The sequence below is a fragment of the Alkalihalobacillus sp. CinArs1 genome, from assembly GCF_947387515.1.
Classification (GTDB): Bacteria; Bacillota; Bacilli; order Bacillales; family Guptibacillaceae; genus Guptibacillus.
The window spans coordinates 749,679-774,879 of sequence record NZ_CANDOB010000001.1; the positions used below are offsets into that span (position 1 = coordinate 749,679).

The 25,201-nt window shown below is 42.2% G+C and carries 20 protein-coding genes and 1 riboswitch; of the genes, 1 reads left to right on the plus strand and 19 read right to left on the minus strand.

Features of this window, described 5'->3' with window-relative positions:
- Positions 1-10: 10 nt before the first annotated feature.
- The 15 genes from phaZ to PFZ69_RS04090 form a co-directional block, all read right to left on the minus strand.
- Positions 11-910, minus strand: a complete 900-nt coding sequence (phaZ, locus tag PFZ69_RS04020; RefSeq protein WP_270179727.1) for an intracellular short-chain-length polyhydroxyalkanoate depolymerase — start codon at positions 908-910, stop codon at positions 11-13.
- Positions 907-1,929 carry a 3-oxoacyl-ACP synthase gene (locus tag PFZ69_RS04025; protein WP_270179728.1) on the minus strand — a complete coding sequence of 341 codons (1,023 nt, stop codon included), beginning with the start codon at positions 1,927-1,929 and terminating at the stop codon, positions 907-909. The genes phaZ and PFZ69_RS04025 overlap by 4 nt, the downstream gene beginning before the upstream one ends.
- Before the next feature lie 8 nt (positions 1,930-1,937).
- A complete protein-coding gene (locus PFZ69_RS04030) occupies positions 1,938-2,939 on the minus strand; it encodes a branched-chain amino acid ABC transporter permease (protein WP_270179729.1) in 1,002 nt (333 codons plus the stop codon).
- A 4-nt stretch (positions 2,940-2,943) separates the two neighbouring features.
- The gene (locus tag PFZ69_RS04035) at positions 2,944-3,804 is read right to left on the minus strand and encodes a branched-chain amino acid ABC transporter permease (protein ID WP_270179730.1); all 861 of its coding nucleotides are present in this window, start codon (positions 3,802-3,804) and stop codon (positions 2,944-2,946) included.
- A 15-nt stretch (positions 3,805-3,819) separates the two neighbouring features.
- Complete coding sequence (locus PFZ69_RS04040; RefSeq protein ID WP_270179731.1) at positions 3,820-4,527, minus strand: ABC transporter ATP-binding protein; 708 nt, start codon at positions 4,525-4,527, stop codon at positions 3,820-3,822.
- Positions 4,511-5,275: an ABC transporter ATP-binding protein gene (locus PFZ69_RS04045; RefSeq protein WP_270179732.1), complete on the minus strand. Its 765-nt coding sequence runs from the start codon at positions 5,273-5,275 to the stop codon at positions 4,511-4,513. The genes PFZ69_RS04040 and PFZ69_RS04045 overlap by 17 nt, the downstream gene beginning before the upstream one ends.
- 71 nt (positions 5,276-5,346) lie before the next feature.
- A complete protein-coding gene (locus tag PFZ69_RS04050) occupies positions 5,347-6,573 on the minus strand; it encodes a substrate-binding domain-containing protein (protein ID WP_270179733.1) in 1,227 nt (408 codons plus the stop codon).
- A gap of 87 nt (positions 6,574-6,660) precedes the next feature.
- Positions 6,661-9,876, minus strand: a complete 3,216-nt coding sequence (locus PFZ69_RS04055; protein WP_270179734.1) for a BTAD domain-containing putative transcriptional regulator — start codon at positions 9,874-9,876, stop codon at positions 6,661-6,663.
- Positions 9,877-9,981: 105 nt separating this feature from the next.
- Positions 9,982-10,749 carry a class I SAM-dependent methyltransferase gene (locus tag PFZ69_RS04060; protein WP_270179735.1) on the minus strand — a complete coding sequence of 256 codons (768 nt, stop codon included), beginning with the start codon at positions 10,747-10,749 and terminating at the stop codon, positions 9,982-9,984.
- Positions 10,750-10,905: 156 nt separating this feature from the next.
- The gene (locus PFZ69_RS04065; RefSeq protein WP_270179736.1) at positions 10,906-11,415 is read right to left on the minus strand and encodes a GNAT family N-acetyltransferase; all 510 of its coding nucleotides are present in this window, start codon (positions 11,413-11,415) and stop codon (positions 10,906-10,908) included.
- A gap of 99 nt (positions 11,416-11,514) precedes the next feature.
- Entirely contained in the window at positions 11,515-11,673 is a 159-nt protein-coding gene (locus PFZ69_RS04070; RefSeq protein WP_270179737.1) for a hypothetical protein, read from the minus strand.
- A 175-nt stretch (positions 11,674-11,848) separates the two neighbouring features.
- Positions 11,849-12,715, minus strand: coding sequence for a GNAT family N-acetyltransferase (locus PFZ69_RS04075; RefSeq protein WP_270179738.1), 867 nt, complete (start codon positions 12,713-12,715; stop codon positions 11,849-11,851).
- A gap of 815 nt (positions 12,716-13,530) precedes the next feature.
- Positions 13,531-15,990 carry a S8 family peptidase gene (locus PFZ69_RS04080; RefSeq protein WP_270179739.1) on the minus strand — a complete coding sequence of 820 codons (2,460 nt, stop codon included), beginning with the start codon at positions 15,988-15,990 and terminating at the stop codon, positions 13,531-13,533.
- 220 nt (positions 15,991-16,210) lie between these two features.
- The gene (locus PFZ69_RS04085) at positions 16,211-17,122 is read right to left on the minus strand and encodes a peptidoglycan-binding protein (RefSeq protein WP_270179740.1); all 912 of its coding nucleotides are present in this window, start codon (positions 17,120-17,122) and stop codon (positions 16,211-16,213) included.
- A gap of 398 nt (positions 17,123-17,520) precedes the next feature.
- The gene (locus tag PFZ69_RS04090; RefSeq protein ID WP_270179741.1) at positions 17,521-18,594 is read right to left on the minus strand and encodes an SDR family NAD(P)-dependent oxidoreductase; all 1,074 of its coding nucleotides are present in this window, start codon (positions 18,592-18,594) and stop codon (positions 17,521-17,523) included.
- A gap of 216 nt (positions 18,595-18,810) precedes the next feature.
- Between PFZ69_RS04090 and PFZ69_RS04095 the strand changes: the two genes are divergently transcribed.
- Entirely contained in the window at positions 18,811-20,268 is a 1,458-nt protein-coding gene (locus PFZ69_RS04095) for an aldehyde dehydrogenase family protein (RefSeq protein ID WP_270179742.1), read from the plus strand.
- A 47-nt stretch (positions 20,269-20,315) separates the two neighbouring features.
- Here PFZ69_RS04095 and sfnG read toward each other — a convergent pair whose 3' ends face one another.
- The 4 genes from sfnG to PFZ69_RS04115 form a co-directional block, all read right to left on the minus strand.
- The gene (gene sfnG, locus PFZ69_RS04100) at positions 20,316-21,407 is read right to left on the minus strand and encodes a dimethylsulfone monooxygenase SfnG (protein ID WP_270179743.1); all 1,092 of its coding nucleotides are present in this window, start codon (positions 21,405-21,407) and stop codon (positions 20,316-20,318) included.
- Positions 21,408-21,637: 230 nt separating this feature from the next.
- Positions 21,638-21,737, minus strand: a riboswitch (SAM riboswitch).
- A gap of 78 nt (positions 21,738-21,815) precedes the next feature.
- Positions 21,816-22,748 carry a ribose ABC transporter substrate-binding protein RbsB gene (gene rbsB / locus PFZ69_RS04105; protein ID WP_270179744.1) on the minus strand — a complete coding sequence of 311 codons (933 nt, stop codon included), beginning with the start codon at positions 22,746-22,748 and terminating at the stop codon, positions 21,816-21,818.
- 10 nt (positions 22,749-22,758) lie between these two features.
- Positions 22,759-23,709 carry a ribose ABC transporter permease RbsC gene (rbsC, locus tag PFZ69_RS04110; RefSeq protein WP_270179745.1) on the minus strand — a complete coding sequence of 317 codons (951 nt, stop codon included), beginning with the start codon at positions 23,707-23,709 and terminating at the stop codon, positions 22,759-22,761.
- Entirely contained in the window at positions 23,702-25,192 is a 1,491-nt protein-coding gene (locus PFZ69_RS04115; RefSeq protein ID WP_270179746.1) for a sugar ABC transporter ATP-binding protein, read from the minus strand. Before PFZ69_RS04115 ends, rbsC begins: the two co-directional genes overlap by 8 nt.
- Positions 25,193-25,201: the final 9 nt, after the last annotated feature.

The window sequence follows — 25,201 nt, forward strand, 5'->3', positions numbered from 1 at the left end:
AATACTCCTCCTAGTTCTCTAAAAAGTCAGTAATGATAGTTGTAAGCTGATCACAATCATCGATGAATGGGGAGTGACCGGATGCAGACAACTCCTTGAACGTGGTATTCGTACCAAGGTCTTCTACGATTTCTTCTGTCATTTCTTTTGAGATGACAAGATCTCGTTCTCCACGCAACACGAGAACAGGGATACGTATGAGTTTAGCCTGATTTGTTCCTTCAGTTAACCCATTTGTCACACTGCTTATATTGAATGTATTTAAGGCATGGTAAACATCAGCAAGATTTCGCTGTGTCATCATATCATCTACATAAGCTTCATAACGCTTCTCTTCAGGCTGATTGTGGGTGTAGATAAGAGAGTTCCAAATCGTTTTTAGAAGCGCTCGATTGCCCGTATCATAGGCCTGTTGAATCGGGATCGTTCTCATCGGATCTTTTTCTATATCGTCAACTGTTTTCAGCCTTTGGTTAGGATCTGGCGTTCCGTCTGAATGCGTCCCAAAGAAAGGATACCCCCTTGTCGAAGCAGAAGAAATGAGGACGATCTTATCGCAATATCCAGGGTACTGTGCTTCAAACTGCATGCAAACGGCTCCGCCAGTGGACCACCCGATCATTGTAAAATCGTTTAATCCTAACTCATCCACAAAGAATTTAAGATCTTGAGCAAAATCCTCTATCCCCTCAACTCTATTGTTGTAAGATGATTCGCCAAATCCTCTCATATCGATAGCAATCAGCGTATAAGAAGCAGGAAATGTTTCGAAGAAAAGATCCCAATGCTTTGAAGACGTCATATTGCCATGAACGAGTAAGATTGTTTTTTCTCCCCCATCTCGTTTTCGATACCCCATCACTTCTCCATTAGGAAGACTGACTTTCTGAACAGTTGGTATTGTAATCATAAATTTTCCTCCTCGTTTCCCCATATTATCGTTGTTGCTCCCCATGCATAACCAATTCCTGCAGATACTAGTACGACTACATCACCTGCTTTAATCTTTCCTTGTGCTTCAGCTAGCTTCAGTGATAAAATCTGATCGATTTGTCCGATGTGTCCATATTCCTCCAAGTAAATAGAATGTTCTTCTGTGAGACCAAGCTCACTTAGGACATAATCGTGTGCAGATCGTTTCATATGGAGCATCGCGACATAATCGATATCAGATTCCTTTTTTCCACTTTTATAGAGTGAATTTCGAATAACTGATAAGAAATTATCCATTGATTTTTGTTCGAGCCTTTTCTTCATCCCGACCGGATCATTAACATCTAATCGATAGGTACCGAGTTCTAACTCTCTAACCGTAATCGGATTCTTCGTACCACCCGCGGTTACAAAAACATCTTCAGAGAAAGAACCATCGGTCATGATGTGCGACTCCATAAGTCGATTTTTCTTATAACCTTTTTGTAAGATCAGTGCACCGCCACCAGCTCCCAGATTAAACATAAAGCGTGTGCGTTCGTTCGAGTAATCGATGAGATCTCCATTTCGATATCCACCCGCCAGAAGAACAGTCGTGATCTCGTCATCTGTTAGCATCAAGCTTTTGGCAAGTTTTAGAGCCATAATGGTCGTGCCACACCGCAGCGCAGCATCGAACCCCCACGCGTGATGTGCTCCGATGGCATCCTGCGTCTTAAGAGCTGCCGTCCAGAGAGGATACTCTTTGTACTCTTCTCCAATGTAGATGACAAGGTCGATGTCTTTTCCCTTCATACCCGCTTCCTTTAGAGCACTTTCCGCAGCATAGATCCCCATCTCACATGTATGATCCTCATCTCCTGGAACTGCTTTTCTTTTAATGCCTAACTTTGTTTCTACTACATCTACTGGTAAGCCTGCTTTTTCAGCAATTTCTATCCCTGTAATATACGAATCTGGAATATAAACACCTGAACTTACAATTCCAATCGTCATGCGTTCACCTACCCTGCCATTCGCTTATTCTTATTTTCAGTCTTCACCTTCGTTTTCCGCTTCTTCCACCTCATCTCTTTAAGCGATCCAACGATGCCTTTTGGAAAGAACATCACCGCTAAGATATATAAGATTCCAAAGAAGATAATCCATCTCTCGAAAATGGCATAAGATTTTCCTAGCTCAGATAACCAGTGATGAGAAACCTCGATGATCGCCGCACCAATAATTGGACCGATCAACGTTCCGACTCCTCCAAGAATCGTCATCAAAAGGGCATCTAACGTAACATCGAGTGCGAAAACACTCGTATTTACAAAACGAAGTGACAACACGTACAACGAACCTGAGAGACTTGCAATCATACCTGCAACAACACTTGAGATAAGCTTGTAGTGAATCGTGTGAAAGCCAAGCGACTGCGTTCGCGCTTCATTTTCACGAACCGCTACGAGCACTTTACCCATCGGCGAATTCGTAAGCCTAAGCAAAATGAAGAAAACTGCGACCATGAGTATAAGACAAATCATATAAAAAGAAAGACGATCTCTCATTATATCCGGCACTCGAAAGGTAAACCCATCGTTTCCTAGAGTGAGAGAGCGCCATTTTTCAGCTACTACAAGAAATAATCCCGCGAGTGCAAGCGTTAGCATCGCATAAAAGTGATTGCTGAGCCTTAATGTCAGTAATCCAACGAGGTAACTAACGATCGAAGCGATGAGCATACCTACTGCAATGGAAATAAGAAGTGAAAGCATCGTCGGTTCGAATCGACTCAGCAACACTCCGGTCGAATACGCACCAATTCCAAAGAACATCGCATGCCCAAACGAAACGATTCCAGTGTAACCGAGGAGTAAATCATAGCTCATAGCAAAAATCGCTAAGATAAAGATCTGAGTAAGTAAGATCATAAGGCTTCTAGAGTCATTCACAAACGGAAATACAATGAGAACTGCACTACATACGAGTATCCACACAGGACTTTTGTTCAGCTGCCTTAACATTCACTCACCCCTTTGCACCGAATAGACCTTGTGGTTTAACAACGAGCACGACAGCCATCAACAGCATATTTACTGCGAGAGAAAGATCTGGAACATAATATGTCATGAAGGCGCCTGATAGGCCGATCAACATCGCTGCAAAAAGCGAGCCAACAAAATTCCCCATCCCACCAATTACGACAACGATAAAGGCAAGTATGGCAAAATCCATCCCCATCTCGGCATAAATAACACCTGAATATGGAGCTAAAAGCACACCACCAAGAGCTGCCATCGCGGATCCAATCATGAAAACAAGCATGAATACTTTTTTAATGTTGATTCCAAGGGCCTGCACCATCTCTTTATTCATAACACCCGCTCTTACGGTAAGGCCGATCTTAGTGTTCTTTAGAACATAATGAACGAGCGCAAACACGAGTACACCGATAAGAATGATAAATGCACGATACTTAATGATGACAACATCACCTAGTTGCCAGCTTCCTGATAAATAATCGGGTGGTGACGCTACGATCTGATTAGGTCCGAATACGACCTTCAACATTTCCGATAGAACAAGCATCAGTCCGAGTGTGATAAGGATTTGTTGGACATGATTCCCATACACTGGCTGAATAATGAACCGTTCCGTTACATAGCCGAGGATAATCCCAGTTAATAGTGCACCAACGATCGCCATAACAAAACTTCCAGTCATGCCGTACACCCACACGCCACTATATGCTCCCCAGGCAAACAAGCCACCGTGGGCAAAGTTCAAAACATCCATCAGGCCAAAGATGAGCGTTAACCCTGCTGCTAGCAAAAAGATCAGCATACCTGTCGCAAGTCCATTAATCATTAAATTTAGCAAAAGATCCACCTTTTCACCTCATTTCTATGCGATACCGAGATACTTACGCTTTAACTCTTCATTGTCTGCGAGTTCCTGCATGTTTCCAGTTTCAACACTTCTTCCATCATCGATAATGTAGTACGTATCACCAACACCCATCGCCATTCTGAAATTTTGTTCGACCAGGACGATCGTCGTCTCATCCTTCATTTCCATAATCGATTCCATCACCTTTTCAACAACAATCGGAGCAAGCCCCTTACTAGGTTCATCGATAAGTAATAATTCATTTTTATTAAGGTAAGCTCTCGCAATCGATAGCATTTGCTTTTGCCCACCGCTCAAGTACCCACCTTGTTTTTTCCAATATGTTTTCAAGTCAGGAAATAGCGTTAGCATCTTATCCAATCGGTTAAGCGTCGCCTCATCCTGTTTTTGCATTGCAATCTTCATATTTTCTTCCACCGTCAGTTCGCCAAAAATCCCCTGATCTTCTGGCACAAATCCGATTCCTTTATTTGCTATTTGGTAGGTTCCAAGCTTTGATATATTCGTTCCGTTAAGCATGATTTGACCCTCAGTAATGGGTGTTAGGCCCATGATTGAACGAAGAGACGTTGTTTTACCAGCCCCGTTTCTACCTAGTAGAACCGTCACTTCCCCTTTTTTCACCTGAAAAGAAACCCCCTGGAGGATATGGTACTGCCCTATATAGGTTTGAATATCGTTAACCTCAAGCAGTGTGGTCATCGTATAAGCCTCCTAAGTACGCATTCTGCACTGTTTCATTATTCATAATCTCGTGTGGCGTGCCTTCCGCGAGCAATCTGCCATTAAAGAGGACGATGATCCGATCTGAAAGATTCATAATCATATCCATCTTGTGTTCGATGAGTAGAATCGTCCGATCACCTGATGATTTAATATCTTCAATAATCTTTAAAATCGCAGGCACCTCCTCTAGCGACATGCCTGCTGTCGGCTCATCGAGCAGTAGCAACTCTGTCTTCAATGCTAACAACATTGCGATTTCTAACTTTCGCTTTTCGCCATGTGCTAAGTTACTCGCAAGAGCGTCTGCTTGTTTCGCCATCATCACTTGTTCTAGTAAGTCATACGCTTCTTCCGTCATTTTCTTATAGCCTCTGAAATGCCTGAGCATTTGGTATCGAACTCCAGCCTGTGACTGAACAGCTAGACGCACATTCTCCAAAACTGTTAAATTAGGGAACACGTTCGTAATCTGGAAAGAGCGTCCGATCCCTTTTCGAGTTCGGACGGTAGGAGATTGGCTCGAAATGTCTTCTCCCTTCAATAGAACACTTCCTTTGGTTGGCTTCAGCTGCCCACTCAATAAATTGAACAACGTTGTTTTACCAGCTCCGTTTGGTCCGATGATGGATGTGAACGACTTCTCCTTAATGGTAAGATCGACCGAGTTTACTGCGAGCTGCCCGCCAAATGCGATCGTTAAATCTTGAACTTCCAATATACTCATGTACTAACCTCCCAACATACATAGAAAAGGGCTGCGCAAAAACGATAGCAGCACCTTTTCTCATTAGCTAATTAGTTACGAACAGGTGGTGCTGTTTCTTCAGGAGAAAGCTCACGGATAAGTACCGGTACAGGATGATCAACACCCTCTTGCTTTTCAAGCTTTACGGCATACATCGTTTGAAGCGCTTGATGGTCCTCTTCGCGGAAAGTCATCGTCCCTTTAGGTGTTTCAAAAGACATGCCCTCCATCACATCGATCAACCCTTCAGCCGTTGTATCCCCTTTTGTTTGTTTTAGTGCTTCTACGATCGAAATCGCTGAACTCATTCCTCCAGGAGTAAACAAATCAGGTAATGCCCCGTCAAAACGTTTCTTGTGTTCCTCTACTAGCCAATCGTTGACCTCGTTATCTGGCAAGCTATGATAATAAACCGAAAAACCTTCCATACCGACTAACGGTTCCATCGTCTTTAATGCTGCGATATCCGGAGCTCCAGTCGAAATTTTGATTCCTTTTTCCTGAAGCTTCATATCGCTGATCTGATTCCATGGGGAGTTCGCTCCAGCCCAAATGACAAACAAGTAATCCGGGTCAGATTCAATTATTTTTTGGATGTTTGGAGTAAAATCTGTTGCAGCTGGGTCAGCGTATTCTTCAAGTACAACCTCAGCGCCGAGGTCCTCTGCAGCCTCTTTAAATGCCGCAACCCCATCGATTCCAAAAGAATAGTCTGGTGCGAACGTTGCGATCTTCACTCCTTCACCTGCGATTGCTGCTGCTCCGGCAATGGCATCCTGAGAAGAACTTCGGGCTGTTCTAAAGATATAATCGTTGTACTCTGAGCCTGTGATGCTATCCGCTACTGCAGGTTCAACGACCATAATCCTTTCGTACTCCTCTGCTAACGGAAGAACGGCAAGCGTGTCCCCTGAACTTGATGACCCTACTAAGAAGTCCACTTCATCTTCCTCTAGAAGTTTTGTTGCCTTTTGCACTGCAACTTCTGGCTTTGTTTCAGTATCTTCATAAACGACTTCGATCTTCTTTCCTTCAACTTCCATCGTTCCATCAGTCGCATAGTCCAGTCCGAGCTCAAATCCTTGCTTCGTTTGATTCCCGTACGTTTCAAGTGCCCCGGTCAATGAAGCGAGCACTCCGATCTTGATCGTTTCCTTTGAATCACCGTCGTTCGCTTCCCCAGAGGACTGAGAGTTTGAACTACAGGCACCTAAAATAAGAGATAACACCATCATCAAAACCACGAGTTTACGCACGAACTTCTTCCCCCTTTTCATTCAGTTGGTTCTATAGGAATAGCTTACAGTGAGGAAGTTACACACGAGTTACAAATAAAAAAGATCGCTTCTTCTAAAGAAGCGATCTTATACATGAAAGGAAACGTTTTCAGAACAGATCATGTCATACATTTGTTTTGTGGATTCCATAGGTTCTACTGCAAGCTCTTCACGAAGTTTAACCGTGCACTCCCTATACAATCTCATTGCTTGAGGTCGGTTGTTACGTTGGTAATAACAATACATCAACAGTCGGTATGCCTCTTCCCACAGTGCATCGACTTCGATAATCTTTCTACAAATCGGAATCGCCTTCTCAAACTCAGACAACCGAATAAAAAGCTGAGCTAATTTTTCTAAGCCTCTCACATAAAGCTGGCGAAGACGTTCACGCTCAATCTCAGCCCATTGGACACGCCTCTCAGTCAAAAAGTCTCCACCGTAGTACTGCAAACCTTTTTCTAGCAGTTTTTTAGACTGAACGATACGATTTTCTTTCAACCCCTCCGTTATCCAATGTTCAAAATGATGACAATCTAGGTCAATTACTGCCGTTCTATTGAAACCGTAAGAGGAATCTTGACGAATCACAAAATATGGCTGCCCTCTTTTTTTACGATCAGGCTCAAGCGCTTTGTTTAACGCATTAAACGCGACCTTGAAATCTCTCTGGCTATTGGTTTCATCTGTATCGGGCCAAACGTCATGGAAAATCTCTTCTTTTCGAACGAAGGCGTTTCGACGAACAAGTAAATATTGAAATAGTTCTTTTCCTTTTTCACGCTGCCACATCTTATGATCAAGCACGTTGTCCCCGAGCGATACACTAAATTCTCCAAGTGTCTTAACGCGAAGCGTATAGCCCGGATGTGATTCTATATGGTTATATCCCCATGAATCGAGTAGCTTTGAAATGTAAGATTCATAAACTCCTGACTCTTTTGCTTGGAGAAGAAGAGGCAGAAATTGCTGCAGATCTTTCGGGCCAAAGGTTGTTCTCTTCATGAATATGAATTCATATTCTTCAATCTGAACCTTCTGAAGAAAAACACTCACATACGTTTTGAAGTCGTCTACATCCTTTTTCAAAAAAGCTAGCCACATCGCAGCAAGCATCTCAGCGTAACCATCTCCGCACGACTTTGCAGAGCGATAGGCTTCAAGAAGCCATTTCTCGGCATCAAGTAACTGCTCGCTATAGAAAGCAGATCGCCCGATACATAGTTTAATAAGAGTAGAGAGCCATTCATCTTTTACTCTTTTCGTTTCAAAAAGAGCACGCTCTCCATATTCTTTTGCACGCTCCCACGTTCCCTTTCTTCCATACATCGCACAAAGACCCATGAAAGGTTCCGCTTTTCCTCGATCGACTTTTATAGAGTCCATTAATTCTAACGCTGTTTCATAGCAGTTTACCGCTAACTTCTCTTCATAGTGTGTTGATATTGCTACTGCGTGACCCATTCTTATCCACCCGCATGCTTCGATAAACGCTGAACCCTGTTGTATTCCCTGCTGTATCCCTTGCTGCGCAAGTTCTTTCGCTCGATCTCCATTACCGCTAAGCGATTCTAGCAGAGAAAGCAAAAGTTCCGTTTCGCGATGTGATTGAGGTAATTGTTCTTTCGATGAATTTCGAGTAAGAAGAAGTTCTCTTGACTCAAAAATCTTACCTGTACGCAATAACAAACGAGCATCCAGATTTCCAGCAACCCATGATGCGTCTCCTTCACTTTTCACATACCAGTTAAGAGCTTTCGCAGCTTGACCAGAATTCACAAGGTTTTCAGCAAGGAGACGAAACAACCTTTCCTTATCAGGATGGTTTTTATCTGTTCGGTCAAGATAATGGATCGCTTCAGCTAGAAAGCGCTCTGCTTTTCCAGGCTGAATCGTATCTAAATAGATGTTTCCAATTCCTTCGTTCGCTCTGCTCGTGATGAGATCGTCTTCATTTAATTTAGCAGTTTCAATTGCTTTCTTGTAACATGTAAAGGCACGATCGTAATAAGACCGGTAGCGCCATACGTCTCCTTCGTACAACCATAGCTGATAATAGTGGTCTTTTATATGATCAGAAAGAGCGTTCAAATGATCGAGTAGCGTTTCAAGCTGACGGTAATGAATCATCCTCTCACTCGTTTTAAGAAGAACTCGAGCAATGGAAGACTCATCATGAAGTTCTATATAATGGACGACTGCCTCTTCATAACAATTCGTTTCTTCAAGGTATTGTGCCAATAAGTACCGAAGCTTCTTCATCCGTTCACATTGTTGCTCAGTACCTCTCCTTGTTAAGAATGCCTTAAATAGTGCATGATATCGATAGCGATTGCGATCGACTTTTTGAATAAATAGATTCTTAGAAAACAAATCCTCCAGCATCTCACCCGTGTTTGGTCGACTTAAGACGTGATCACATTCTTCTGCCTTGAGTTCCTGAAAGATTGCAGAGTCCAGCAAGAACGCTTGAACTTCTCTAGACTGTTTGTTGAAAACTTCCTGAGCAAGGTAAGAAAAGAGCTCTTCCATCGACGTATGAGTAAAGCTTAGTATCGAGTCGATTTCATCAGCTTGTGACAATTGACTTCCAATCATATTGATTGCGATGATCCAGCCTTCTGTTAAAGAATGAATGCTCTTCACCTGTTCTTCCGAAATAGCCGCTTCATAAAAATCAGTTAGAAAAACACGCGTTTCTTCACCAGAAAGCGATAGGTCACTTTCACCTATATCTAGCATTCTATTACTCACGCTTAGTTTGATCAGGCTATTCCATTTCGGCTTCATGCGAGTTGAAACAAGGAGATGAACATTCGAAGGAAGAAGCGTAATGACTTTCTCAATCCACTGATTGATCATAAACACGTGATCAACGAGCTGAAAATCATCGATGACAATAATGAGATCTGATTCTATTTTTGCGCATTCGTTGATAAATAGGGCACTTAATAACTGAAGGTCTTCTTCGCTGACCCAATAATCCATATTCGATATAACTTCGAGGAGTTCTTTACAGAAGGAAGGAAACTTCTTTCGAACGGCATAAACCACATAGTGGATAAAAGGGAAAATATCATCATCCGATTCTGTCACTGTATACCAGCATACCGGTACCTTGCATTGCTTAACGAACTGACTCAGTATCGTGCTTTTCCCATAACCCGCTCCACCATGAATGATGGTGATGGGATAAGTCGTAACTTCTTTTAGCTTTTTTATTACGGATCCCCGGTAAATATATGTATCCTTCAATGCTGGTGGTACAAGTTTTGTTTCAATGATCGGAACGGTAGGTTGCATGTACACACCCCGTCTTTATATTTCTGATTTTTCTAATAGTTTACCATATTCTTCACCACATTGTGAGCGCTCTCATCTCTTTCGACAAAACCTGAGTGGTGCCTGTCACTCGGTAGGTTTCCTCAATTGAAATACTATAAAGTCAGCGCAGCGAAAGTCTTCTTCAAATGTAGGATATTTCTTTAAGATTTCCTCAGAAGGCGTCGGTTCTACCACCTTCACGATAGTGAATCCCGCTCGTATGATGCTGTTTAGGTAGGTTGATAGCGTACGGTGATAGTAGAAAAGCGCTCCAGCCTCCCCGAGTCCTCTTTGTTCGTATACACCTTCGTAGAAGTACCGATCGACATTCCAATGAAGTTTTTCACCCTGCTCATCTTTCTCCCATCCGCTTTCTGGTGTGATAAAACATGGGTGTAAGATAGAAAAGATGAAACTTCCCCCATCAACTAACAACCGATACATCTCTCTTAATGCACGCTCATGATCTGCAAGGTCCTGCATCACCATGTTCGATACGATCGTTTCAAAGCTAGCATCCTTAAGAGTAGACAAATCCTCACAATTGCCATGAACATAGTTGATCGGTAAATGAGATGCTGTTCTTTCATTTGCGATTTCGAGCATGCTTCTTGAATAATCTACTGCTGTGACGATAGCTCCTCTTTGAGCTAGCATCCTGCTCAGATAGCCCTCTCCGCAGCCTGCATCTAAAACGCATTTATGTTCTACTTCTCCGATTAAAGAGAACAACGCAGGATTTAAAAAGACTTCTCTATGTAAATCTCCTGCTTCTGAATAGTTGTTCGTGTAACTTCTCGCATTGTTATCCCAGCTTTTTATCGCATCCTCTGATGTGAAACTTTTCTTCACACTACTCACGCACCTTTCGTCTACCAGTTGTGAATCATTAAGAGAAAACACTGATCAATAACACGTAATTAAGTATATCAAAAATTTTCCAAAACGATTAATCCTAAGAATAAAAAGATCGGTTTCCCATAGAAAATAGAAAACCGAAAAATTGGATTACCTTTTTCTCAAACGAGGAGCAGGGGTCAATCGTTTTAAGTAGCTATTAGGTAAAGAGTGTTTAGGTAATGGACTTTCAGGTATGGAGTTTTGACGAGTCAACTTCTTCTCGATGATATAGTTCGACAGCACTTCACCCTTCACTTCAAATCCTAATCGTTTTAAACTTTCTAACCCCTGGGTATTTTCACGATCGACAAGACCGTAGAGCACAGTTATTCCTTTGTTTTGTATATATTTCTCAAAAGCAGGTAGTAAAGATCGAGCGATCCCACTTCCCTGCAGATCATGACGAAGCATTACATAATCTACAAGAATCATATGGTTAATTCGTAATCGATAGGAGAGAAACCCTACAACTTCATCGTTTTTGTCACAAACGACAAGAACTTCAAAAGAATGGTCAATGATTCGTTGAACTTTTTTTGGGCTAACAGCGAAAATTTCAGTTCCTATTTTAATTAGCTTCTGATCGTCGCTTTTAGGATTTCGACTTCTAAAATACATCAACTCAATCTCCTTTCAATTAAATTTAAGTGAAAAGAAGAGTTAATGCAGGAACCCTACATTAACTCCGGAAAGGGAATATTTCATTAATAAGGATAATTAGCGGTGGCAACGACACTTCTTTTTCTTTTTCTTTTTATCCTTCTTCTTATCATGTTTCTTCTCATGCTTTATCTTCTTTTTCTTCTTTTTCTTTTTTGTCCCGTCAAACAGGTCATCAACCATGCCCTTAAATACTTCTCTAAGGTCGGCGTTCATAGTGACAATCCCTCCTTAACAAGAATTTGAAATGATAAACATTTCATACCTTATCTTACGTATGCTCGTCCCACATGCTTGGACAAGTGTTACCTAAAAGTAGAAAATGTGCAGATGACATAAAGAAAAAGCGAGTGGTACCAGGCACCACCCGCTTTCTGTCATATACTGTCGACTATATTTCTTTTGAATATGCACTCAGCTCGTGTACGAGCGTAAAACCAGCTCTCTCATACAACTGAAGTGCTTTTTGATTTTCTGCATTCACACAAAGTGTGACCGTGTCGACCTCTTTGAAAGTAAATATCCAGAAGAGGGCTTGATCCAGTAACCTTCCACCGGTTCCTCTCCCACGAAACGCTTCGTCCACTGCAAAAAATTCAATGTTTGCTTCTCCAAACTCTGGTTCAACTTCTACATAGATGTAACCAGTTAACGTGCCTTCCTCACTTGTAATAAACACCTTCCTAGTGTCGTTCAAGCGCTCAACAATTTGACCACCACTATAGTACGTGTTCGAAAATGTCTGGTCGTGTAAAGAAATAAAGGGGATGATGTAATCGTCCGATATCTCTTCTAGTTTGTTTTCCCGTCTAAAGCTCTGTCTATTAAACTCTAAAATCGCTTGCTCACTACTGTGGGAGAACCCTAAGCTCTCTGCAAATCTAACACAGTTTATATTCTTCTTATTCGGAAACATCTGTATTACACTTGTTTCTTCTGGAAGAAGTTGAAGCATTTTCTCCCACATCGTTGGTATGAACGACCAATACTGATCTTCAACAAATGGGCCCCATACTTCCACCAGATTACGCTCCAAATCAACTTCAAATCCAAGCACACCGACAAGGACGTTTGACTGATATACCGTGACAAAGCTTTTCCAGTACGGCACCTCGAATTCTTCCCTCATTGTATCCGCTATTTCACAGCTGTTCGTGCCACAGTATCCAATATGGCAATCTTCTCTTCGATTTAGTTTAGCGATGAAACGACTTACTGATTGTAATTCACTCTTCTTCATAACCGCCACTTCCACCATACTACTAACCTACCTTATGTATAAAATCGCCTACCCTCTCTTTTACGTTAACATAAAGAAAATGAAAAATAGCCACTCTAGCATCCTAAATAGCCCTGTTTTGAAGTACAAAAACAATCAAGTAACTACAACAATAATTACCATCCTAATTGGAAAATTCATGGTAAGATGAAGTGGATGGATTGTTCCTTTACAGGGCTTGAAGACTTGAATTAAAGATAGTTTGATAAGTAAGATTCACTTTGTGAAGATGTTCTAAACGGAGGTGTATATTAACGGTGAGGCAAGTAGTAGGAATATCTATGGTCATTTTAGGGGCGATTGTAATGATTATAAACGTATTTTTTCTTAGAGAGAATGACTTTTATGATGTTATACGCGGGCTATCCTTTGCCATGTTTATGGTAGGCATATTTCTAATTCCTAGTTATTCAAAGTCACGAAAAAACATATGATGGAAAATCAATTCCGTTATAGAATTAGATGATTAATGATACAAACTATATAAGGTATGTTTTAGATAGAAGAAATCAATATTATTTAACAGGAGCTTGGAATAGTTTGAGCTCCTGTTTTTTCATGGTGGCAAAACCCTACCTCACTGTAAAATCAGAACCGTTTTAACACGCGATAGTACGACCGAACAATGATTATTCTCCACTGCATGTTCCTGTGCTTTTCAACTATAAAGTGAAAGGAACTCTATCATAACAATGAAAAAAGAGTATCAAATTGGTATATAACTTGATACTCAATTAATTTTGCCTGTTCACTTTTTCATGCCAAAACTACTTATATCATAGCGAGAGCTCTTCTTATTTTAGAAATGCTTCAAAATACCTTGTCATCGCTACGGCAAAATCACCGCGTGTTACATCAGTATTCGGCTCAAAATGTGCAACAACGGTTGGTTCAAGATCATACTGTCCTTGCGAAACCTCGAAGCTCGCATTGATGATATTTAGATCGAGCGCAAGCTGAACATACCCTTTCAAGTGCTGGGGAATATCAGCAGCGTCAACAACCGCTACACGCTCTTCCTTGTATTGAACTGTAACGTCACCACTGAATGCTTTCGCATCTTCTTCTAGACCAAGACTTTGAACAAGCGAATAAGCAAGTTCTGCTCTTGTAACCTTTCCTTTTGGATCGAACTTACCATCTTTAGTAAGCATAACTCCTTGCTGGGAATGAGTTCCATCTCGGAATGCGGCTCCTTCAGACGTAACAGCAGACGCGTAAGGAAGCAGGTCAGAAGACACATCACTTAATGCTTTGGAATCTGACTGACGAATCTCAGCACCCATCACAAGATACTGTGCTAAATCTTTTCTTTGTAGCTTGCTATCAGGCATAAAGTTTCCTTTAGCATTCGCATCAAACAGCAGCTCCTTCACACCGCTCTTGATCGCAGCAGCTGCTGGATGGCCTTCTATATCATTGAGACCGGTAAATCCACTCACTTTTGTAAAAGAAAGAGTTCCTTCTATGTTATCAGGGAAAGAAAGGCCTGCAGTTGGATTCGCTTCGTCACCACGTAATCCTCTTACTTCTGCTTTCCAAGTACCGGGCATCGGTGCATTAACAGACACCGTTCTGTCTGTTGTTAACGTAAACAACAAGCTGATTCCAGAGCTGTACTCCGTTCCATCTGGAGCGATTAAAACGAGGTTGACCGGATTACCGGTCTCCCCCAATACGCCATAAGCATTCACTTTCGCTACAAGATTTGTTAAGCCTTCTTGCACTTCAAACTCATGCTGATTATCTGAAACAAGAGTTACAGGATTGTAGTCTACTGAAAATGGAGCACGCGTGGTCGAAGCTTCTACAGAGCTATTAAACTCTTTGTTGTAATTGACTGTCTTGCCATAGTCGTTATTACCAAAAGCAGCATCTACTGCAGTGTATGCGTTCAAATAACCTGCGCCTACTTCCCACGCTTCATACCCTGGCATGTTTGTAGCTGTTGCTTGCACGATCGATTTCACTTCATCAGGTGAGAGTAAAGGATTTGCCTCTAACATTAGTGCTACAACACCCGCTACGTGAGGGGTTGCCATCGACGTTCCACTCATATGCGTATAGAAAGGAACGTGCGCTGGATCAAGTTCTTCAGCGTCTTGAGGAGCTGATAGTGAACTTACTGGTGCGATAACTCGGGTTGAAACGATATCAACTCCTGGTGCTGTAACAGTCGGACGGTCTTCCCATGTCCACGTTTCTCCATCCATTTCAAACGTCCCACCGACTCCTTTTGTACCACGAGATGAGAAATCAGCTAGCGTGCCATCTTTTTCTCCCGCTGCTACCGAGATAACCCATGGTGCTTTTGCATAAGGGTTATGTGTGTTTTCTCCAGGACCTTCATTTCCTGCTGCAAAAAGAACGACGATTCCGCGATCATACACTTTCTTACTCGCAATGTTAATCGGATGATTAGGATCAAAATCACCTGACGATCCCCATGAATTTGTAATTACTCTTATGTCGTACTGAGACTGATGCGTTAAGGCGTAATCAAATCCACCGATTCCATCTAGTACGAACAGTGCTGCGCCAGAGCCATATCCGATCAAGTCTGCTCCTGGAGCCGCTCCTTCATACATCCCGCTCGACATTTCTCCTGTACCACCAACCGTACCAGCTACGTGGGTACCGTGACCGGAGTTAGTATCAGTATTTGCTACATCCTCTTGATATGTAACAGGAAGTAGACCAGGAGACAAACTGCTAAGATTCGTTGATCCCATAACGTTTTGTACAAGGTTTTCACCAAACTCGTGGTCTTTATGTGTGCCATCTACACCGCTATCGTTCACAACAACACCGATCCCTTTTCCCGTAACAGGCAGTCCTCCGTTTGCTTTTCTCATGTCGTCATCCGTACGTACTTTATCAACACCCGTTAGATCTGTTGCATCCGCGTTGAAATAGTCAAGCTTCTCATTCAAATAGATAGACTGAACCATATCGTTAGCTGCAAGGTCGTTTATTTGAGCTTTCGTCGCGATTACGCCAGCCATCGGAAGACTCTTAAGCGTTAACCCTTTATCAACCCCAACCTCTTCCAATAAGTTCGACTGAACATCCGTTGGAGCTCCATCTCCATAGAACGTTACGATTACTTCAAATGGTCCATTCCCTTCCGTCATCAGCTGAGATAATTCTGGGTCGATCGCCGCAGATTGATTAGCTGAAGGTTGAGGGGGGTTTATAAAACCTACCATTAGTAAAAACGAGAGTGCCACTACGTACCAAAGCCTCATTCTCATCCGTCTTCCTCCTTTTAATATTCAATGTTTTCTTACTATTTATTATCCATTGGTAGCGACCATTTTCCTATTCACTAAAGGTTTTAAATCCTGGTTGAGAAAGAACTATATGAGACTCATCCAAAAGTAGTATCTCGTACTACTTTGGGTCATTTAGGGATAGTACTTTTACGACAAAAAAAAGCCTAACTCATTTGAGTTAGGCTCTGTAAATTCACTATTAATCTAGCACTGTTACAGTGACTGTCTTACGACCAAAGTTTAAAGCATCTTGTCTTTCAGGCATGAATAGATCGATACGGTTACCTTGGATTGCACCGCCAGTGTCACCAGCGATTGCAGTACCATAGCCTTCTACGTGTACTTTAGATCCAAGTGGGATTACGTCAGGGTCTACTGCGATGACTTTTTGGTTAGGATTCGCTCTTAAGTCGATTCCTGTCGCTGTAACGCCTGAACATCCTTCACAATATGCAGTATAAGCTGTTGCTTCGACTTTAAATTCTTGTCCACTTTGCTCAGATGACTTGCTTTCTGTGTTTGTTTGCTTAGCAGAAGTGGTATTAGTATTAGTAGTAGTAGATTCAGTAGACGCTGGTTTTGCATTTACTGTCTTACCTGTCAGCGCTGCCCAGGTGTTAGCTCCGGCAATGCCGTCAACAGCTAGTCCATTATCAGCCTGGAAAGCACGGACTGCTTTCTCTGTGATAGGACCATAGATTCCGTCTACTTTATAGTTGTAATATCCACCAAGCTCTTCTTGAAGAGCTGAAACTTGGTGACCTCGATCACCTTGAATCAACGTACGATGAGCTTGTCCTTGATTGACTTTTTCAATTGCTGCGAATGTATTTGGACCTGCGATGCCGTCAACAGCAAGACCGTGAGCTTTTTGGAATTGCTTTACAGCACCTTCAGTAATTGAACCGTAATAACCTGTAGATTTATGATAGTCGAAATATCCTTTGGCTGACAGTACATCCTGTAACTCGACGACGTCGCCGTGTTTTTCACCGTAAGAAAGTGTTTGATCTCCTAGAGCAGCTTCTGATACTACCGGGCTAGCAAACATCATTCCAGCCAGTGCTGTAGATGTAACAACGTTCCTTACAATGTTTTTACGAGTTACCATGTACACATTCCTCCTGAGAGATAAATAATTTTTCGGTGTTTCTTTTCTCTTGATCACCTATGTCCCATATAGTAACAGCCAAATATAACACAGCCATTTTAGTGTAGTAACAAGTCAGTTACATAAATATGACAGATTAATACAGTTTTTATAACCTTTGCACAATTAGGTAACATAGTACTATTTACAACGACAATATATTACAAACATGTCAGTTCCAAACTCTATCAGCCTTGTTAATAGGTTCTTTATAAAGAAAAAACCTACTTAGAGGTTGCAGAATCAACCTTGGGTGATTTTCGAACTAGTTAAATTTACCTCCAATTTTACAAACCTTTTAAATGCTTTTTTCATTAATAAAAGAGGCAGCTGCTCGAGCTGCCTCTTTTTCTTCTTGTTTATTTAGCCGCTATTCCTTTATCCTGACTCTTCATACCACCTGAAATAATCATTTGTAAGGTTTCCCTATCTAAATGTAATTCCTCTACGTTGTTCTCATGCAATAGCTCCTGCGTATTTGAATCATCGAAAGTCAATGTTTTCTCAAAGTACTTGTGAAAAACCTTCATAGGTTGATTCAACTTCATGTCCTGATCTGTTAGTTCTCCTTCATAATCTGTAGGCACTAATTCCACGTTGTAAAAATCAAGCGCTGATTGAATCAAATCTAATACGAGCTGATTGGTTGGAGGCTGTGAATTCGTAATGTGATAGATTGTATCTGGCTTCGCGCTAGTAAGCCCAAGCGCTAACACATTTACGACATAATCGACAGGTACTAAATTTTGTGCTGCTTCCTGATTACAAAGGAACTTAATCTTTTCACTAGGCGTATCCTGCTTCCGATCTAATCTCTTCTTTAATAATTCAAGACTTCTAATCACGCCATAAAGAGCAAAGGTCGTTTCAGCTTCACCAGTTTTCGAGTCACCAATAATGATTGCTGGTCTAAAAATAGAGACATTGAAGACGTTATTATAATCAAACACAAGGTGCTCTGCGTGACACTTACTTTCTTCATAAGGATTTACGAACGTATTATCCTTAGGATGCAGCTCTTCACGTCCATGAAGTTGTGCGCCTAATGTGTAAGCTGTACTTACATGATAAAAATTCTTCACTTGAATATCTTTAGAAAACTCAAGTACGTTTCTCGTTCCTTCAACGTTAATCTCAAACGTCTTGTCTCTTTCACGATCATCGAATGAAAGATAAGCTGCGATGTGATAGACCGTATCGATTTTACCTTTTAATAGATCGATTGTTTCGAACGGAACGCCTAAGCGCTCGTCCCCTAAGTTTCCTTTTATAATGAATAAGTTGTTTTGTAGATCTGCTGGCAATGCTTCGATTAACCGATCTGCCTTACGTTCATTGCGGATCAATGCATAGACGCTGTGGCCTTCACTCAATAACTTCAAGGTAAGCTGTTTTCCAAGAAAACCAGTCGCCCCTGTTAAGAGTATATTCATAAAGTTCACCCCATTAAAACGTTCTCATCAGTAGTGGTTATTTATCTCTGTACCGTTCGTAGTTTAGCATATATACGTCTATAAAACATTAATAACGAGATGAAACTCTCTTTAAAGACGGTGCTAATGATTGGAAGAAATTCTCGCGTACCGACAAGTTTAGTAGTTTAGCGTAGCGGGAACCTTCTTATTTGTACATGAAAAGGAGGATTTCTAATGGCTAACACATATACGGAGCAATATATTAATGGAGAATGGGTTACGGGAACGAGTGACAAAACTGTAACAAATTATAATCCATTTACTCAGGAGGAACTGTTCACACTCCAATCTGCATCAGAAGAAGACCTCGATCAAGCATATAAGACTGCAAAAGAAGCGCAACGAAAATGGGCTAAAACGACACCAGGTCAGAGACAGCAGATTCTTGATAAAGTGGCTGCCCTTATGACGGAACGTAAAGAAGAGATCATCGACTGGCTAGTAAAAGAATCCGGTAGTACAAAGATCAAAGCAAACGTGGAATGGGCTGCAGCTACCCGTGTCGTAAAAGAATCCGCTTCTTTTCCTTATAGAATGAAAGGACAAATCGCACCTTCTGATACGCCAGGTAAAGAGAACCGTATTTATAAGAGCGCGAAAGGAGTGATCGGTGTCATCGGACCGTGGAACTTCCCACTTCATCTTTCCATGCGTTCAGTCGCTCCAGCACTCGCCACAGGTAATGCTGTAGTCCTTAAACCGGCTTCAGAAACACCCGTTACAGCAGGCTTCTTAATCGCAGAGCTTTTTGAAGAAGCCGGCCTACCGAAAGGGGTTCTTAACGTTGTTGCTGGGCGTGGATCAGAAATCGGGGATGCTTTTGTTACTCATCCGATTCCAAAGTTGATCTCTTTCACAGGGTCAACTGAAGTTGGAAAACATATCGGTGAACTTGCAGGGAAGCACATTAAGGAAACAGCATTAGAGCTTGGAGGCAACAATGTCTTTATCGTTCTAGATGATGCTGACATCGATCAAGCTGCAGAAGCAGCAGCATTCGGTAAATTCCTTCATCAGGGTCAGATCTGTATGGCAATCAACCGGATTCTTGTTCATGAAAGTGTTCATGATGAATTCGTTGAAGCGTTCAAAGAAAAAGTAGCATCTCTTCAATCAGGTGACCCAGCAGATGCGAATACAGCTGTTGGACCTCTTATTAATAAGGAAGCAATTGAACGTATCCAAGAATCTCTTGATGCTTCGCTTGAGCAAGGTGCTGAGAAGATTCTTGGCGGTGAAGTGGAAGGCAACGTGATGCAGCCTGTCATTCTAACGAACGTCACGTATGATATGCCGATCGCAAAAAATGAAATCTTCGGTGCTGTAGCTCCAATCATTTCATTCAGCACGGAAGAAGAAGCGATTGAACTTGCAAATGGCTCTCCATATGGCCTTAGTGGTTCCGTTCACTCCCGCGACTTGAATCGCGGGGTTCAGGTGGCTCAGCAAATCGAAACGGGTATGGTTCACATCAATGACCAGCCTGTGAATGATGAAGCGCACATGGCATTCGGCGGTGAAAAGGAATCTGGACTCGGTCGATTTGGCGGAGAATGGGCGTTAGATAAGTTTACAACGGTGAAATGGATCTCTGTTCAACAAGAGCGCCGTGAGTATCCGTTTTTTAAATAACTATGAAAGCCCTCGAATAGATTCGAGGGCTTCATTTCTATAGACGTTCACACTTTTACTTGTTCTCTTTCCAACAACCTCTCCTTTTCCTTCACAAGCGGTATAACCTCCTTCCCAAACCGCTCAAGATCTTCCTCATAATGAAAGTGTGCTGTTAAGATCACTTCGATACCTACCTTCTTTAATTCTATAATCCGATCAGCCACTTGTTCAGGTGTACCGATCAAGCCAGTTTTAAAGCCATCATTATATTGAACGAGATCTTCGATACTAGAATTTGCCCACATTCCTTCCTTATCTCTAGTTGACTGGCCAGCTTCTTTCACCGACTGTCTGAATCCTTCAACTGCCTCTTCATCCTTATAGCCGACAATGTCACGGAGAAGCTGGTGCGCTTCTTCCTCTGTATCTCTCACGATTACAAATCCGTGTGCAGCGAATTTCACGGTGCGTCCTTCTTCTTTAGCTAACGTACTCACTTCATCAATTTGTTTCCTGAACCCATCGAGCGTATTTCCGTTCATAAAATAATAGTCCGATACTCTCGCAGCCATTTGTTTTGCAGCGGTCGAGTTTCCACCCTGGAAGATCGGGAGTTTCCCTTCTTGGACTGGTTTTGGTTTTAATGGGGCTTCATTTATTCTGTAAAAATCACCTTTAAACGATGCTGTTTCTTCAGTCCATAAGTTACGGAGAACCTGGATGAACTCCTCTGACCGGCGGTACCGTTCATCATGTTCGAGCCACGGCTCTCCATATTTCGTGAACTCCTGCTTGAACCAGCCGCTAACAACATTCACTGCGGCTCTTCCATTACTAATTTGATCTAGTGTCGCAAGCATCTTTGCATAAACACCAGGATGCCATAAGCCGGGATGAACTGCTGATATTAATTTTATTTTAGAAGTTGAAGCTGCTAATGCTGAAGCTAGTGTAATGGCTTCAAGTTGATTTTCTGCTCCATAACTAGCAATAAACCTTGTTTGTAACAATGCAAAGTCGTAGCCCGATTCTTCTGCAATTCTTGCATATCGTTTATTTGCCTCGAAGCTCCAATCCGTTTTCTGCGGAAGTTTTGAAACGACAAGCCCACCGCTAACATTAGGTACCCAATAAGCAAATTCTAAGTTTTTAGCCATCTTAACCGTCTCCTTTCATAAGTAGACGGACATTCCCAGAACATGGTACATTAAGTAATGATCTGGTGTGTCCGTATATGCCATACGCGCTCAGATCGTCTCGAGAAGAAGTGTTGCCGCACTTCTTCTCATTTTTTGTCTTATGAATGCAATAAAAAACCCCCTCTGCTTTCGCGAAGCAAGAAGGGGTGAGAGTTAGTGATCACGAAAATGAACTTCTCTGCACGTCCTTCTCATCTTCGGAAATAATCCTCTGAAATTGGCACCGTACGCATAGCGTCGGTTGCCGAGACATCGTAGGGTCAGTCCCTCCGCCTCTCTTGATAAGAAGTCTAGATTAAATTGTTATGGCTTATAATAAGTGGCTACTTCATAATTGTCAAGAAAATTCACTAACTTTTCTAACAATTATTCTTCAGAAGCGGTTTCTTCTGTTACTAATTTTAAAGGAACTGGAATGGTATCTTCCACGTCATTCCCTTGAAGAACATCCATTGCAGCTTGTACAGCAAGGGATCCAATCTTCTCAGGCTGCTGTGCCACTGTAGCTGATAACTTTCCGTCTTTGATGCTATTGATCGCATCTTCATTTCCATCAAAACCTACAACAAGCACGTCCTTCCCAGAACTTTGAATCGCCTGGTATGCTCCTAGCGCCATTTCATCATTGTGAGCAAATACAGCTTCAATACCAGGATTTCCTTGTAGCAAGTTTTCCATCGTGTTTAGACCTTCTGTTCGATCAAAGTTAGCCGTTTGCTTAGCTACAACGTCTAACTTCTCATCGGCAATGTTGTGAAAACCTGCGCCACGTTCACGAGTGGCAGACGCACCTGGAACGCCTTCTAACTCAGCCACTTTAGCGCCTTCACCAAGCTGCTCCACCAAGAACTTTCCTGCCATCTCGCCACCTTTTTCGTTGTCTGAACTGACGAGCGTTGCAACCTCGCCTTCTTCAGCAGAGCGATCAAGCGTGACTACTGGTATGCCTAAACTGTTTGCAGATTGCACAGCTGTTGAGATTGCAGATGAATCTGTTGGATTGATTAACAAGGCATCGACACCTTGCTGGATCAAATCTTGCACATCGTTGATTTGTTTTGCTGCATCGTTTTGAGCATCAACGACGACGACTTCCATCCCCTGCGCTTTTGCTTCAGCTTCAACGCCGTTTTTCATCGAGACGAAGAACGGGTTATTCAATGTAGAGACCGATAATCCTAACTTAATGTCCTCAAGATCTGTTTTCTTATCAGGCTTCGCCCATTCCGGCGGTTGCAGTGAGCACGCTCCTAGTAAAAGAAGTGACAAGCTGAGCAGTAGTGGTAATATCTTCTTCATTGTAACCCTCCTAAGCTGCTTTCTTTCGATCGATTAATACTGCGATGATGATGACGACACCTTTGACGACCATTTGGAAGAAAGATGAAACGCCAAGCAAGTTTAAGCCATTATTCAATGTACCGATAATCAGTGCGCCGATCAGCGTGCCGACAATTAAGCCTCGACCACCTGATAAGCTTGTTCCACCTAGTACGACCGCCGCGATCGCATCTAATTCGTATGATGTACCTGCAGTTGGCTGTGCAGAGTTTAGACGTGACGTGAGGATCGCTCCTGCAAGTGCAGATAGTAGCCCAGCAAGAGAATACACCATAATTTTGATGCGAGATACTTTAATACCAGATATGAGTGCTGCTTTCTCATTCCCACCGATCGCATATGTTTTACGACCAAACGGGGTTTTATGAAGAATAACCCATAGAACCGCAAACGACAAAAGCATCGTTATTGCAGGCACTGGAATTCCGAGGAAATACCCTCTTCCAAACAGTTGAAACGCGTAGCTGTCCCCAAGTCCTGTGATTGGATTTCCATCCGTGTAGACGAGCGTTAAACCACGAAACATCGTCATCGTAGCAAGTGTTGCGATAAACGGAGCCATTTTCCCTTTTGTAATTAAAAGACCGTTCACCATTCCCATTACGGCTCCAAGTAGACATCCTATTAGAATTGCGAGAATGGGATCTATTCCAGAGACCATCATACCTGCCATCAAAGCACTAGACAGTGCAAGGATCGATCCGACGGATAAATCAATGCCTCCCGTTAAGATGACAAACGTCATACCATAGGCGATAAGAGCATTGATTGCCACCTGTCTAAGCAGGTTCAGTAAGTTTAGCGGTTCAAGAAAGCTAGGGTTGATTATTGAAACGGTTGCTACAAGTACGAGCAAGCCGACTAGTGGTCCGAGCTTTTGCATGAGATTTCCAACGTGGTTATTAGTAAGTTTACTCATTTACGTGACCTCCTGTTGCCAGTGTCATTATTTTTTCCTGCGATGCTTCTTCTTTTGATACTTCTCCTGCAATCGTCCCTTCGTGCACGACTAGGATACGATCACTCATCCCCATCACTTCAGGAAGTTCCGATGAGACCATCACGATCGCAACTCCCCTATCAGTCAACTCATTCATCAGCTGGTAGATTTCGCGCTTCGCCCCAACGTCTACCCCTCTCGTTGGTTCATCTAAGATCAGTACTTTTGGTCCGATGCCGATCCATTTTGCGATAACGACCTTCTGCTGGTTTCCTCCTGATAAATTGCCAACGCTCGTCTCTGCTGATTCTGTCTTGATCGTCAATCGCTTGATTAACAGATCAACAAAGTCTTTTTCACTTTTTTCATTAATGATTCCGTTCTTCGTAAAACTAAAAAGACTTGAAAGTGCGATGTTATCTTTTATAGAAAAATCGAGTATGAGTCCTTCTTCTTTTCGATCTTCCGTAATCAATCCGAGTCCTAAATTCACAGCTTGCTCAGGACTTTTTACGGTGACCGGTTGACCGTTCACAAAAATTTCTCCTTGATACTTTCCATCGAGTCCAAAGATCGTTCGTACGATCTCCGTTCGTCCTGCTCCCATCAAGCCTGATACCCCAACGATTTCACCTGACTGAACTTTAAAGTTCACGTCTTCGAATACTCCTTTACGAGTAAGGTTTTTAACTTCGAGTACGGTGTCGCCTACGTTCACTTCACGAGTAGGAAAGCGATCCGTCAATTCACGTCCAACCATTTTTCGAACAACATCGTCGAAGTTCGTTTCCGGGATCGGAGTCGTATCTACCGTTTGACCATCACGCATCACTGTGATGGTATCGCATATCGTAAAGATCTCTTCCATTCGATGCGAGATATAGACGATCGACACACCAGCTTTTTTCAGAGAACGGATAACTGTAAATAGCTTTTCGATTTCTCGATCGGTTAATGCCGCAGTTGGTTCATCCATTATAATGACCTTTGCATCAGTCATAAGCGCTTTTGCGATCTCGATCATTTGCTGTTCACCAACTGAGCAGTGACCAGCCTCCTTGGAGAGTGGAATAGAAATCGACAGCTTATCGAACTGCTCCTTCGCAATCGCTTTCATTTTTTTCGTGCGAATAATCCCTAAAGATGTAACCGGTTCCTTATTGATGAATAAGTTCTCGAGCACCGTTAATTCCGGCCATATATTGAGCTCTTGATGGATAAAAGCAATTCCAAATTCCTCAGCTTCCTTTGGATTTGAAAACACTTTTTCTTTTCCATCGATATGGATGGTACCCTGATCCTTTGAGTGAAGTCCTGTTAAAATGTTCATGAGCGTTGACTTTCCTGCTCCATTTTCACCCATCAAGGCATGAACTTCACCATCTTTAATCGTTATGTCCACACCTTCTAGCACCTTGTTGTTTCCAAACGCTTTATGAATACTGCTCATTTTGACCTGCATGTTATCACC